Source organism: Methylobacterium sp. B1, assembly GCF_000333255.1.
Taxonomy (GTDB): Bacteria; Pseudomonadota; Alphaproteobacteria; order Rhizobiales; family Beijerinckiaceae; genus Methylobacterium; species Methylobacterium fujisawaense.
Genome location: NZ_BACT01000584.1, coordinates 1 through 13478, shown reverse-complemented (window position 1 = coordinate 13478; position 13478 = coordinate 1). Strand labels below are relative to the sequence as shown.

General features: G+C 71.2%; 12 protein-coding genes and 2 pseudogenes. 3 read left to right on the top strand and 11 right to left on the bottom strand.

From position 1 onward, the window contains the following. Positions 1–1063: pseudogene (locus I53_RS17220) on the top strand (hypothetical protein); the annotation flags it as partial. Between the two features lie 37 nt (positions 1064–1100). Here I53_RS17220 and I53_RS17215 read toward each other — a convergent pair. Further along, a complete protein-coding gene (locus I53_RS17215) occupies positions 1101–1913 on the bottom strand; it encodes a hypothetical protein (protein WP_043352797.1) in 813 nt (270 codons plus the stop codon). 141 nt (positions 1914–2054) lie between these two features. Here I53_RS17215 and I53_RS17210 point away from each other — a divergent pair, with 141 nt between their 5' ends. Further along, a complete protein-coding gene (locus tag I53_RS17210) occupies positions 2055–3101 on the top strand; it encodes a saccharopine dehydrogenase NADP-binding domain-containing protein (RefSeq protein WP_043352795.1) in 1047 nt (348 codons plus the stop codon). Positions 3102–3152: 51 nt separating this feature from the next. Here the strand turns inward: I53_RS17210 and I53_RS17205 are convergent, their stop codons facing one another. From I53_RS17205 to I53_RS17185, 5 genes are all read right to left on the bottom strand, one after another. Continuing rightward, positions 3153–4676: an altronate dehydratase family protein gene (locus tag I53_RS17205; protein ID WP_043352793.1), complete on the bottom strand. Its 1524-nt coding sequence runs from the start codon at positions 4674–4676 to the stop codon at positions 3153–3155. A 35-nt stretch (positions 4677–4711) separates the two neighbouring features. Then, a complete protein-coding gene (locus I53_RS17200) occupies positions 4712–6022 on the bottom strand; it encodes an MFS transporter (RefSeq protein WP_043352792.1) in 1311 nt (436 codons plus the stop codon). 107 nt (positions 6023–6129) lie between these two features. Next, the gene (locus I53_RS17195) at positions 6130–7200 is read right to left on the bottom strand and encodes a malate/lactate/ureidoglycolate dehydrogenase (RefSeq protein ID WP_043352790.1); all 1071 of its coding nucleotides are present in this window, start codon (positions 7198–7200) and stop codon (positions 6130–6132) included. Between the two features lie 120 nt (positions 7201–7320). Next, positions 7321–8829 (bottom strand): M81 family metallopeptidase, encoded by a 1509-nt coding sequence (locus tag I53_RS17190; RefSeq protein ID WP_043352788.1) that lies wholly within the window; start codon positions 8827–8829, stop codon positions 7321–7323. A gap of 32 nt (positions 8830–8861) precedes the next feature. Next, on the bottom strand, positions 8862–9578 hold the full coding sequence (locus I53_RS17185; protein ID WP_043352785.1) for a DUF1194 domain-containing protein: 717 nt from the start codon (positions 9576–9578) through the stop codon (positions 8862–8864). 243 nt (positions 9579–9821) lie between these two features. Between I53_RS17185 and I53_RS17180 the strand changes: the two genes are divergently transcribed. Next, complete coding sequence (locus I53_RS17180) at positions 9822–10043, top strand: hypothetical protein (protein WP_043352783.1); 222 nt, start codon at positions 9822–9824, stop codon at positions 10041–10043. A 20-nt stretch (positions 10044–10063) separates the two neighbouring features. On the opposite strand, the gene I53_RS17175 is transcribed toward I53_RS17180, so the two are convergent. From I53_RS17175 to I53_RS35190, 5 genes and pseudogenes are all read right to left on the bottom strand, one after another. After that, complete coding sequence (locus I53_RS17175; protein ID WP_051044855.1) at positions 10064–10831, bottom strand: DUF1223 domain-containing protein; 768 nt, start codon at positions 10829–10831, stop codon at positions 10064–10066. A 7-nt stretch (positions 10832–10838) separates the two neighbouring features. Then, positions 10839–11855 (bottom strand): lipid A biosynthesis lauroyl acyltransferase, encoded by a 1017-nt coding sequence (locus I53_RS17170; RefSeq protein ID WP_043352780.1) that lies wholly within the window; start codon positions 11853–11855, stop codon positions 10839–10841. 139 nt (positions 11856–11994) lie between these two features. Then, positions 11995–13017 carry a zinc-binding dehydrogenase gene (locus tag I53_RS17165; RefSeq protein WP_043352778.1) on the bottom strand — a complete coding sequence of 341 codons (1023 nt, stop codon included), beginning with the start codon at positions 13015–13017 and terminating at the stop codon, positions 11995–11997. A gap of 11 nt (positions 13018–13028) precedes the next feature. Continuing rightward, the gene (locus I53_RS17160) at positions 13029–13346 is read right to left on the bottom strand and encodes an SH3 domain-containing protein (protein WP_083936091.1); all 318 of its coding nucleotides are present in this window, start codon (positions 13344–13346) and stop codon (positions 13029–13031) included. A gap of 3 nt (positions 13347–13349) precedes the next feature. After that, positions 13350–13478, bottom strand: a pseudogene (locus I53_RS35190) (SDR family oxidoreductase); the annotation flags it as partial.

Sequence of the window (13478 nt, the reverse complement as noted above, 5' to 3'; positions counted from 1 at the left end):
TCGGGTTCTTCTGGGATCAGAAACAGAGTTCCAGTGCATCGGCCTGGACGGCGCCCGCTCGCCCGTCTTCGCGTTCGGCCGCTATGCGGGCGCCAAGGCCGTTTCCACATTCGGCGACGTGGCCGATGCCGAGAGGGTCGAGATCCGCTTCTACAGCGACGCCGTCTTCATTCCGCGACCCTGGTGCGCCGATTCGGGACCCGCGCGGCTGATCGCGCAGGACGAGGACGGGTATCGCCCTCTGGCGTCGGCGGGGCCGAGCGCGTCGGCGGTCGGGCGCTTCCTGGCGCGCTCGCTACCGGTGGTCACCGTGGCGGATTTCTCGGCTGCGGCCATCGCGGAATCGTTGGGCTGGCTCACAGGTCAGATCCGGACGGATCTGGCCGCTCTTCTGCGGAGCGACGCCCTGGCGCTGACCTTCAGGGTCGGCGGGAAGGCGATGACGGAGCCGGCCTTCTTCGCGCGGATCGCGCGCGAGCGCATTGCGGTGGCGCCCGGGCTGCGTGAGCTCCTGACAACCTATCTCGAAGTCCAGCCCGCACTCGTGGCCGCCAAGAACCTGTACCGGCAGATCTGGGGGCCCGATGACAACCAGGGAGCGCTGGCGCCGGCGATGCAGGCGCTGCTCCATCTCGATCCGGCGGCCCACGACGTGTTTCGTGACTATCTCGCCCAGCGCGACGGGGAGCACGAGGACTACTCCACCACGGTAATGATGCAGACCTACATCGCCGCGACGGGCTGGCGGGACCGGGCCATGATCGGGTTCGGCGTCTATTTTGCGCTGATCCGGTACAGGGACGGCGTGATCAGCCTGGGCGGAGGCTTCCTCGAGGAACACGGTGTCCTCGATGCCGCCGAGGGGTTGCTGGATCCCGCCGACTTCGCCGTGCTCATCCGCGAGGAACTCGATGGGTTCGCCGCGCGGCCCGATCTCGATTGCCACCTCGGCCCGGACGCCCTGTCTCGCGAACTCCGAGCCAGCCTCGCGACCACCGCCTATGGCCGGCGGGTCCTGGCGGCGCTCGCGGACCGGCCGGCCGCACCGCCCGGCCCGACCTGAGGCCGCGGGACGCGAAACGGTCCGTCGCGCGATCCCGTCACTTCATGGCTTGGGCGTGGGCGGCCTCGATCGCCTCGGTGAGGAGGGGCTGGGCGCCCTTGCGGCGCAGGGTGGCGGTGGGGATCACCACCGGATCGGCGCAGGCCTGGACGACGTGCGCCAGGTCGAACTGCACCGCGAGGCCTCCGGCCTTGGTGTCGAGCCACGCCATCATGGCCGGTGGCTGGCCGTCGTAGGTCTCGGTGACCGCCTCGCGGCATTCCTTGTCCGCGTCGACGGACTTCGGATCGCCCGTCCTCGGCCGATAGCCCGCGAGGTAGAGTTCGTGCAGCGTCTTGGAGGCGAGCGTCACCATCTTGGTGCCGCCCGCGCCCTCGGCGAGGGCGAGCGTGCCGGTCAGGGATGCGGGCAGCAGGGTGGTCCAATCCACGGGGGCGCCGGTCGTGAGGTCGTAGACGATCGACATCGTGCTGGAGTTCGGATGCGCGCCTCCGCAATACATGCTGTCGGAGATCACGAAGCTCAGGAAACGCGGGCCGCGCATCGGGGTCTCGACGGTCCGCTCCCAGGAGCCGTTCTTCCCATCCTGCGCCTTGCAGTCCCGCGCCGCCGCGAGGGCCTTCGTGTCGAGGCGCTTCACCGCCGCGTTGATCCGCCGCTCGGCGTCGTCGGCCGGCGCAGCGATCTGCGGCATGGCCGCGAGGCCGGGAATCAGGTCGGCCGGCGCCTTCAGGACCACGGGTCCGTCGGCGGCCCAGGCGGGTGTGGTCAAAGCCAGGAGGACCGCGGTCCAACCCGCAGCCCTGCCGCGGGTTCGCCGTGCGCTCGGCCGGACGGTTCGCTTGAACATGGTGCCGCTTCTCCCGATGGCGGCGGGTCCGACATCCGGGACCGCCCGCCGTGTCGCGATTCGATGTGTCCGTCCCTACCATCGGCGAACGCCGTTCGGCGCGCGCTTTGACACCTGCGGAAGCGGTGGCAGAAGCCCCGCATGACCGCGATCCTGATCTACGGCGCCACCGGCTATACCGGCCAGCTCCTGGCCGCGCATGCCGTCGGGCAGGGCCTGTATCCGATCCTGGCGGGGCGTGACGCGCACACGCTGCGGCCGCTTGCGTCCCGGCTCGGTCTGGAGATGCGGGTCGCACGCCTCGACGATGCCGACGGCCTGCGCGCCGCGCTCGCAGGGGTGGCGGCGGTGATCCACGCGGCGGGCCCGTTCTCGAAGACGGCGCGGCCGATGGTGGAGGCCTGCCTCGCCGCGGGCGCGCATTACGTCGACATCACCGGCGAGATCGCGGTGCTGGAGGCGCTCGCCGCGCAGGATGCGGCGGCGAAGGCGGCCGGCCTTGTCCTCCTGCCGGCCGCGGGCTTCGATGTGGTGCCGAGCGATTGCCTCGCTGCCCACGTGGCCGGGCGCCTGCCCGGCGCGACGCATCTGCGCATCTCCATCGGCGGGTTCGGCGGCTTCAGCCGCGGCACCGCCCGCACCATGGTGGAGGGCATCGCCTGGGGGACGCGGGTGCGCCGGGACGGACGCATCGTCGAGCTGCCGAGCCCGCCCCGCGGCACCGCCGATTTCGGCGCCGGCCCGCGCCGGACCGTGGGGCTCGGCTGGGGCGACGTGTCCAGCGCGTGGTACTCGACCGGGGTACCGAACATCGACGTCTACTTCGAGGCCTTCCCCGCCATGGCGGCGGTGGCCGGTCTGCCCGCCGGAATCCGGCGGATCATCGCAGGCGAAACCGCGCAGCGCCTGATCAACCGCGGCATCGACCGGCTGCCCGCCGGCCCGTCCGCCGCCGCGCGGGAAAAAGCCCGCAGCACCTTCCTGGCGGAAGCCTGGGACGGCGCCGGCCGCCGCGCGGCGAGCCGGATGGAGACCGCCGAGGGCTACACGCTGACGGTCTGGACCGCCCTGGAGATCGCCCGGCGCGTCGCCGCGGGACAGGTCGCGCCGGGCTTCCACACGCCCGTCACCGCCTTCGGCGCCGACTTCATCCTGGGCTTTCCGCATGTGACGCGGACGGATCTCTAACCGGCGCTTAGGACTGGCGCAGCGCTCGATCCGATGCGAGCGGCCCAGGGCTCACACGGTCGCGCCGATCTGCCAGGGGGCGAATTCCGAGGAGCCGAAATCGAACTGCTCGCTCTTCGTCCGCTCCCCGCTCGCGACCCGGAGGATCAGGTCGAAGATCCGGCGCCCGGCCTGCTCCACGCTCTCTTCGCCGTCGAGGATCGTGCCGCAATTGACGTCCATGTCCTCCTCGAGCCGCCGGTACATGGCCGAGTTCGTGGCGATCTTGATCGACGGCGACGGCTTGCAGCCGAATACGCTGCCGCGCCCGGTGGTGAAGCAGACGAGATTCGCCCCGCCCGCCACCTGCCCGGTGGCCGAGACCGGATCGTAGCCGGGCGTGTCCATGAACACGAAGCCCTTGGCGGTGACGGGATCGGCGTAGCGCAGCACGTCGACGAGGTTGGTGCTGCCCGCCTTCGCCATGGCGCCCAGCGACTTTTCCAGGATCGTGGTCAGGCCGCCGGCCTTGTTGCCCGGCGACGGGTTCGCGTCGATCTCCGATCCCTCCTTGCGGGTGTAGTCCTCCCACCAGTGCATCAGGTCGACGAGCTTCTGGCCCACATCCGGACTGACGGCACGGCGGGTGAACAGGTGCTCGGCCCCGTAGGTCTCGGTGGTCTCCGACAGGATCACCGTGCCGCCGTTCTGCACCACGAGGTCGCTGGCGATCCCCAGAGCCGGATTCGCCGAGACGCCGGAATATCCGTCCGAGCCGCCGCATTGCAGGGCGACGATCAGTTCGCTCGCCGGCACCGGCTCACGGTGAACCACGTTCGCCTCGGCCAGAATCCCCTTCACGAAGTCGATGCCGGCCTCGACGGTCTTCCGCGTGCCCCCGAGGCTCTGGATGTTCATGCTGCGGATCCGGTCGCCGAGCCCCTGCTCCTCCAGGAACGCGCCGATCTGGTTCACCTCGCAGCCGAGCCCGATCATCACGATGTGCGAGAAGTTGATGTGCCGCGCGTAGCCCGCGAGCGTCCGCCGCAGGAGCCGCAGCGGCTCGCCCATCGCCATGCCGCAGCCGGTCTTGTGGGTCAGCGCCACGACGCCGTCGACATTGGGATAGGGAGCGAGCGGGTCGAGGCCGAGGATCGGGTGACGGCGGAACGCGTCGGCGATCAGGTCGGCCACGTGCGCGCTGCAATTCACCGAGGTGAGGATGCCGACGTAGTTGCGGGTAGCCACGCGCCCGTCGGGGCGGCGGATGCCCTGGAAGGTCGCCGCCGGCGTCACGAGCCGCGTCGGCTTGGCGTCGACGCCGAACGCGTAGTCCCGGGCGAATTCCCCCATCCCGAGATTGTGGACGTGGACGTGCCGGCCGGCTGCGATGTCCTCCTTCGCGAAGCCGATGATCTGGCCGTACTTGGTCACCGGCTCGCCGCTGCGGTGACCCCTGACCGCGACCTTGTGGCCGGCCGGGATCCGCTCCGCGGCCGTCACGCCGTCGGCGACCGGGGTGCCCGGCTCGATGGCGCCGCGCGCCACGGCCACGCCGTCGGCCGGCCGGAGGGTGATCACGGGATAGGTGGACATCGGTCTCTCCTGGGATTCGGTGGGGCCGGTCGCCGTCACCGCGCCGCCTCGGGACGCAGGGCCGGGACGCGGGAGTCGCGGACCGGAAGCGGCGCGATCTCGCCGACCACGAACAGGTAGATGAAGGCGCCCAGCAGGCAGAACCCGCCGGCCACGATGAGGGGGATCACGAACGAGCCCTGGGTGACGGTCAGCATGATGCCCGTGAAGGTCGTGGTCACGATCCCCGCGACGTTCGAGGCGAAGTTCTGGATGCCCCCGATCGAGGCCACGTGGGCCGGGGTCGGCGCCACGTCGCCGGGCAGCGCCCAGATCGACGCCGCCGTGAAGGCGAGGCTGCCATAGGCGACCGCGAAGCACAGCAGAGCCACGTAGACGTTCGGGGCTATGATCGACAGCGTGATCACCGACGACATCAGCATGCCGCCGACGAGGCAGGTCTTGCGGGCCGCGGTGAGGCTCCAGCCGCGGCGGTAGAGCGCGTCCGACGCGAAGCCGCCGAGCCAGCCCGCGGGGATCGACGCCAGGGCCGGCAGGCTGCCCAGCGTGCCGAGTTCGGCCAGTGAGAAGCCGCGCGCCTTGACCAGATAGGTCGGAAACCACGTGATGAAGAAGTAGATCACGAAGTTCAGGCAGAAGAATCCTGCCATCATCCCCCAGACGGTGCGGTACCGGAACAGCGACAGCCACGGCACCTGATTCTGGGCGTCGGCGGCATCGACGGTCTTCGGCCGGTCCTGCGCGGCTCGGAGCCGGGCCAGTTCCTCCGGCGAGACCTTCGGGTGGTTCTCCGGCTCGCGGTAGAGCCACATCCAGAACACCGCCCAGACGAAGCCCAGCACGCCGGTGACGATGAAGGATTCCCGCCAGCCGAGCGTCGCGATCACCCAGGAGACCAGCGGGATCGCCAGCGCCGAGCCTACCCGGGAGCCGCTGTCGAAGATGCTGCTGGCGAAGCTGCGCTCGCCGCGGGGAAACCACGAGGCCGCGACCTTGGCGAAGGACGGATAGGCCCCGGCCTCGCCGATGCCGAGCAGCATGCGCAGGCCGAGCAGCGACAGGAAGCCCCGTCCGGCCGCGGTCAGCGCCGTGCAGGCCGACCACCAGACCACCGCGACCACCAGCGAGAGCCGGGCGCCGACCCGGTCGGCCACGTAGCCGAAGGGCAGCTGCATGATCGCGTAGGTCCAGAAGAAGCCCGACAGGATCAGGCCCATATCGGTGGCGTCGAGCCCCAGTTCCTTGGACATGGACGGCGCCGCGACCGCGAGATTGGCGCGGTCGATGTAATTGATCGCGTTGGCGGCCATGCAGAGGCCGATCATGAGCCAGCGCAAACGAGGCATCGCGTTCTCCTCCCGAATGCCGGGGATGGCGTCCCCGGGCCGTGCGGCGCCCCCGTTTTGGCCGGGGGTCGCCGCCGATCGTGGTGTCGCGCCGGGCCTTGTCCGGCTCAGTCGCGGTAGGCGTTCCCGTCGAGGCCGTGCGGCCGGCCGGCGGCCAGGAGGGTTTCCCAGACGAGCGCGGGCAGCGGCACGCCCTCGGCGAGGCGTTCGGCGCGCATCCGCCGCTCCGGCTCGCCCGGCAGCAGAACCTCGGCGCCGGGCATCGGCTTGGCGCTCTTGAAGAAATCGAGATAGGCCCGTGTCTCGGCGGCGAGCACATCCTCGGTGCCGAGGGCGGCGGGCGTGACGTAGATCGACAGCATGCCGTTGCAGATCCGCCGCTGCCCGGGGCCGGCGGTTCCGGAGCCGGTGAGCGCGCCGGCGAGCAGCTCGCACATCAGCGCGAGGCCGGATCCCTTGTGCTCGCCGAAGCCCCGGATCGCCCCGGCGCCGCGCTGGTTGTCGCGCTCGACGCCCTCCAGCGGTCCGAACAGCGTCGCCGGATCGGCGCTCAGGCGGCCGTCGGGCTCGATCAGCGCGCCCTCCGGCAGCGGCTTGCCGCCCCGGGACGCGACGAGCACCTTGCCCTCGGCCACCAGCGAGGTGGCGAAGTCGAGGATGATCGGCTCGGAATCCGGAACCGGGAAGCCGGCGGCGAACGGCGCCGTCGAGAACCGGCGCTCCACCGAGCCGAAGGGCGCCACGAGGAGGCTGCCCGCCACGTTGACGAAATGCACCGAGACGAGCCCCGCGGCCGCCGCCCGCTCGGCCCACTCGCCGATCCGGCCGATATGCCCGGCATGCCGCAGGGCAATGATCGCGACACCGTTCTCCCGCGCCTTGGCGATCCCGAGATCGACGGCGACGGGGCCGGCCGTCTGACCGAATCCGTAATGGGCGTCCACGAGGGCGAAGTTCGGCGCGTCGGTGACGATCTCGGGCGTGCGGCCGGCCTCGACCTCGCCCGCGCGCAGCCATTCGACGTAGCGGGTGACGCGGACGACCCCGTGGCTGTCGTGGCCGGTGAGGTTGGCCGCCACCAGGAACCGGCCGATCCGTTCGGCCTCCGGCTCGGCGCAGCCCTCGCGCACGAAGATGTCCCGCACAAAGGCGGACAGCCTGTCGGCCGAAATCCGCATTCCGTTCCTCCCTCGCCGCGCTTCACCGAGCCCGTGCGGGATGAACCTAGCGGTCTCGGACGTGCAGGGCGAGCACCCGGGGGTGACGGCGGACGCCACCTGTCGTCCCCGAGGGCTCGGTCAACGATCCGACGGGACCGGGCCGGGCCGATCGCCGTAGGGATAGAAGTCGGCCGCCCGCATCTGCGCGTAGGGGAGATGATCGAGCCGCACCGTCCCGAGGAACGGCTCCGGGGGCTCCACCAGCAGGATCGTGCGGGCGTAGCCGCTGTCGTCGAAGCCGCGCCGGAAATGCACCCGCGACTTGATCGCCACGACGTCGAAATCGGCCGGCTCCAGGCCGAGACGCCACAGCTCCTCCGGGTCGACGATCTGCGCGAGCTGCGGGCTCAGGACGAGCACGTTGCCGCCTCCGAAGGCGACGCAGATCCAGGTTCCGCCGCCACCGCCGCTGCCGGCGACACCGGGCTCCGGTGCCGCGACGACGCGCAGCACGGTTCCGGTGATCCGCACCGGATCGCCCGCGGACGGGTCGCCGCCGCCGCCGACCGGCGCGTCGAACGGGTCGCCCACCGCGATCTCCCGCGCCGCCGCCAGGACCGCGGGCGACGCGACGGTGGCGACCAGGGTGCGGGTGAGACCTTGCCGGAGGATCTCGCTAAGCAGCCAGGTCCCCCGGCCGGACCGGTCGCTGTGGTCGGCGAGGACGACCGGAACGGCGCCCTCCGCGACCGCCGCCCGGGCGAGGCGCACGCCGTCGGCGATCGTATGGATCCGCGTCGCCTCGAGCAGCGAACGCCGCTGCCGCCACGCGAAATCCGCGACGTCCCGCGCCACGCGGTCGGCGAGGTCCGGATCGCCGTTGGTGATCGCCTGCACGGTCATCCCGCCATCCGGAGCATCGCCCCACGGGAAGCCGAAGAAGACGTTGACGAACACGTCCGGCTCGCGCGCCTCCCAGACGAGGGCGCGCTGCACGAGGTCGGCCCAGGGCGTGGCACCGGTCCATTGGACCACGGTGGGTGACAGGATCGGCACCTTGAGGGTCCGATGCGCCGGCCGGTAATCGCCGCGCACGGTACGGACCAGCATCCGGGCGGCCCGCTGGCCCTGGAGGTGGCCGTCGTAATGCGGGAAATACTTCACCGCGAAAGCCAGGTCGGCATGGTCGAGGAAGGCCTGATCCTCGTTCCCGTGCAGATCGAAGGTCCCGACGAGAACCGCCGCGTCGCCCACCGCCGCGCGGACCTGCCGGGCGATGTCGGCCTCGGGCCGGGGAACGCCGCGCACCGCCATCGCGCCGTGCAGCGCGAGGTAGACGCCGTCGAACGGACCCGTCGCCCGCAACTCCGAGATCATCCGGCCGAGGAATTGCGCGTAAGCGTCCGCAGTGATCCAGCCGGAGGCCGTGCCGGTGCGCGGCCAGAGCGGCGAGGTGATGCCGACCAGCGCGACGCCGTCGTATTCCCGCGCTACCTGCACGAAGCCGCCCATGTAGCCCTTGGGATCGGTGGCGAGCAGCGCGTCTCCGGCCGCCGGCGAACCGGGATAAATGAAGTCGTCCCGGGTCGTGTCGTTCGGCAGGAACGTCACGGTCTCGTGCGTGAACTGGAGGACGGCGAGGCGCATCGATGGTGGGTCCTCTGGGATCCGGGTGACGGTCAGGCGATCTCGCGCACGAGCTTGGCGATGAGCGCGCGGCCGAAGGCCGCGAAGCTCTCGGCGGTCATCACGAAGGCGCCCTCGCCGCCGATGACGACGGCCCGGTAATACGCCGCCAGACCGCCCGACGGGTTGGTGTGTTCCTTCAGAAAGTCCGGCATGCCCTCGGGATCGCTGAGGATCACGATGCCGTTCACCGTGATGCCGGATGCCACGGCGGCGTCCCGGGCCTCCGCGATGGAGCGCCCGGCATTGCCGGTGCCGTCGCCCGAGATGTCGATCACCCGCCGGTCGGCGCGGAACGGCGCCCGCGCCAGCAGATCGGTGGCGAAGGCGATCGCCGAGCCGATGGCGGTGCGGCCATAGAACGGGCGCGGTACGGTCAGCAGACGGGCGGCGAAGGCGGCCGCATCGCCGGCCGAGCCGATCACCATCCAGTCGACCGCCACCTGCTGCTCGCCGGGGCCGGCCCAGTCGAACAGGGCGACACCGATGCGGCCGGTCGGGCCCTCGCCGATGGCGCGGAGCACGCGCGGATCCGCGAAGGCCTCCGCGTAGCCCCTGCGCTCGAGTTCGAACCGGGCCGCGCTGATGCTGAGCGACACGTCCGCCGCCAGGACGAGGAGGAGGTCCACCCCCGGATCGGCCGCATGGGCGCGGCGACCGGCCAGCGAAAGGGCGGCAAGCATCCCGGACAGGAACGGGCGTCGCCGCATGGTCGACCCTCGATGGCAAGCGCCTGTGCGGAACGGCGGACGCTCACACCTCTGCAACGAGCCTGCCACCCCGCCGGTTCAGGCCGTCCGGCCGCACTGCGCAAATGGGGGCCGCGTCGCGGAAAAGTTCCGCCCCCGGCACGCGGATCTGCGCCGCTTTCCGCCGCATCACGCTCCCAACGCGCTGCCCTACCTGCCGCGGATCGAGGCGCTGATGGCGCCGCCTTTCCAGAGTCCGTCGACATGAAGCTTGTTCGCCGAATCGGTCGCGCCATCGAGAGCGGGATCGTCGGAGCCGTCACCGGTACCGTCGCGCTCGTCAGCCGGACGATCGACGGCGCGATCGGGCTGGTGGGCCGCCTGTCCGACCGGCTCGACCGCCGGCTCGCGGCGCTGGCGCGCGAGTCCCGGGCGCGCCACGAGCGCGAAGGCCGCCGACAGATCGACCCGATCTCGCTGAAATAGGCGTAGCCGGCACCCGGGCGCTACAGCCCGGGTCCCTTCGCGGCGCCGAAGATGCGGCCCGGCCTGCCATCGGCCGCGCCCTGCAGGAGGACGACCCAGCTGTCCGCGTCGGCGATGTGGGCCTGGGCATCGGACACCTCGAAACTGATTGGCTGGCCCGTCCAGTGGCCGAGGCGCTGCATGCCCCGCACGACGTTCACGTAGGTCGCCGTCCGGCCGCCATTCTCCCCGGCCTGGATCGCGATGGCGCGGCTGCGCAGCACCGGCACGAGCCAGACATCGCCGCGGATCTCGGTCTTGGCCTCCGGGGCCGCCCCGACCTCCACCAGGATCCGGTCGCCCTTCATCTCCCCCCGCACCGGGACCGGCAGCCCGCCGTGCTGGCAGGCCTCGCGGATCAGCCGGTCCAGGGCCGGTCGGTCCGAGCCCACGGCGAACCCGTTGCCGTCAACCACCACTTGCGGTGTGAAGACTTGCCGCGCCCCCCGGCCCCGGGCGTAGGCCCGCTGGCGTTCGGTCAACGGCCGCAGCGCCAGCGTGTCCTTCCAGCCGAGATAGTCCCAGTAGGTCACCGGCAGGGTCAGGGCGACGACGCCGGGCTTGCGGGCCAGATCGCGCAGAACCGGATCCGCGGCCCGGCAGGCGCCGCATCCCTGGCTGGTGAACAATTCCACCACGGCCCGGACCGGCTCGGCCCGCGCCGGCATGGCGGCGAGCGCCGCGCAGGCCAACACGGCGGCGCGGAGCGCGCGGCGGTCGCGGATCGGGGCGCGGGGCCGGGGCGTCATCGATCCATCAGACCGTCTGGGAGGCCGAAGGTGAAATCACGTTGGCTTGAGAAGCCTCTACCGTCGGTTGAGATAGCGCCGACGTCACTCTTGCCCTCGGCAGCATGTCGGGCCGCCAGCGGCGATGCATCCACAGCCACTGTCCGGGATTTTCGCGCACCCAGCCCTCCACGACGGCTGTCATCGCCTGCATGGCGCCGGCCACGTCGATGGTCCCGTCGGCGGCCCGGGGCAGGTCGAGGGGCGGGGTCAGGTCGAGGCGGAAGCGGCCCTCCGGCAGGCGCACGACGCGCACGCCATGGACCGGGCAGTCGTAATGGCGGGCGAGCTTGGCGAGCAGCGGGTTGGCGAGGCAGGGCCGGCCGAGGAAGTTCACCACGACGCCGCGGGTGAAATGCTGATCGATGAGCTGGCCCAGATGGCCGCCATTCTCGACCACGTCGCGCATGGCGAAGACGGCCCCCGGCGTAGATGCGGCCAAGCCGCCCATCGTCTTGCGCCGGACCTCCTGGACCAGGCGCGCCGCGGCCGGATTGTTGGGCGGGCGGAAGACCGCGGTAGCGTCCAGGCCGAACCGGGCCGCGCAGATCGCCGGCAGCTCCCAGTTCGCCAGATGCGCCGAGAAGATGAGACCCGGCTCGCCGTCGTCGCGCAGGGCGTAGAAGTGCTCGATACCCGACACCTCGGTCCGCATCGGGCCCGTCGCGGCGGGATCGTAATCGAACAGGGTGTCGAGATGGGCGTACTCGGCCCCCGTCCGCCCGAGATTGTCCCAGGCCTCCAGGGCGATCCGTCTCCGCTCCGCGTCCGGCATGTCGGGGAACGCCGCCCGCAGATTCGCCATCGCGGTGCGGTGCGCCGGCAGGAGCGGTCCGAGGGTGCGCAGCAGCAGCGCCGCGAATGCCGTGGACCGCACCGGCCCGAGGAGGCGCGCCAGAAGGACCAGGGCCCGGATCACCGGGACCATGGCGAAGCCCGCGAGGCGCGGGTACGATCGTTTCAGCAGGAGGGCGAGACGCAGCACAATCGATTCCAGGGATACGGTCCGGGCGCCCCCCCAGCGACCCGTACGGCGACGTTTACGCCAAGTCTCTCGCGGCGCGAAATGCTGATCGCGACACCCGGAGACATTGCAGCGCCCGAGGGGCGCGACGCCGTCGGCGCTACAGGCTGACGAGGATCTTGCCGAACACCCGGCGCGATTCGAGCCGCTCCAGACCCTGCGCGAAATCGGCGAGCGGGTACACCGTGTCGACGACCGGCCGGATGCCGGCTTCCATCTTCGCGAGCGACTGACCGATATTGGCGAGCGAGCAGCCGAAGGAGCCGGTGATGCGGTATTGCTGCTGAAACAGCTGCATCAGGTTCATGGTGGTCGAGACACCCGAGGTCGACCCGCAGGTCACGAGGCGGCCGCCGCGCTTCAGACAGAGCAGGGAGCCGTTCCAGGTGTCGGCGCCGACATGCTCGAACACCACGTCGACGCCCTTGCGCTTCGTCAGCCGGCGGACCTCGCCCTCGAAGCGCTCGGTGCGGTAGTTGATGACGTGGTCGGCGCCGAGTTCCGCGGCCTTGCGGCCCTTCTCGTCGTCGCCGACGGTCGTGTAGACGGTGCAGCCGATCGCCTTGGCCATGCGGATCGCCCCGGTGCCGATGCCAGAGCCGCCGGCATGGACCAGCACGCTCTCGCCGGGCTCCAGCCGGGCATTGTCGAACAGCATGTGCTGGACCGTGCCAAAGGCGATGCCCGCACAGGCGGCGTCGGTGTCGCTGACCCCGTCCGGCACCTTCACGACGAGGCGGGCCGGCAGGGTGACCAACTCCCGGGCGAAGCCGTCGAGATGGAAGCCCATCACCCCGGACACGTCCTCGCAGAGGTTGTCGCGCCCCTCGCGGCAGGCCCGGCATCGGCCGCAGGTCATCGCCCCGTAGGGCACGACCCGGTCCCCGGCCGCGAGGCCGGTGACCCCCGCTCCGACCGACTCGACGATCCCGGCCGCTTCCGCGCCGACGATAAGCGGCATCTTCCGCTTGGCGAAGGCCATGCCGCGGAAGCCCCAGACATCGATGAAATTGAGGCCGACGGCGCGGATGCGGATCCGGACCTCGTCGGCGCCCGGTGCGGGCGGCGGCTCGATCTCGGTCAGGCGCAGGTCGCGGTCGCCGAACAGCTGCAGGGCTTTCATCGTCTCTCTCATCACTCCGGCGCCAGATATCGCCGCCGCGCCCAGCCCAGGACCCGTCCGGCCTTCACCCGGCACCACGTGGTGCGGCTCGGCGTGTCGTTGGTGCAGCCGAAGACCAGGGCACGCGTGCGGATCTCGCCGATCTGCTCGGCGGACGGATCCGGCTCGGCGCGGATGCTGAGCGGCTCGCCCGGCGGCAGGCCGGAGATCCGGTAGACCTGCGGCTCCGCCCGGGCGTGGCCCGGGATCAGGACGGCCGCACAGCAGAAGGCGGCGGATAGGGCGAAGCTGGCGCGCATCGTCAGGATGGTCCCGGTCGGCGGGGCCACCGGTCAGGACCGGTGGACACCCATCATGGCGGTCAGGCCGCCATCGACGGGCAGCACGGTCCCCGTGATGTAAGCGGCGCCCTCGCCCATCAAAAAGCTGTCAGCGCCGCGACATCCTCGGGCCGCCGGAAC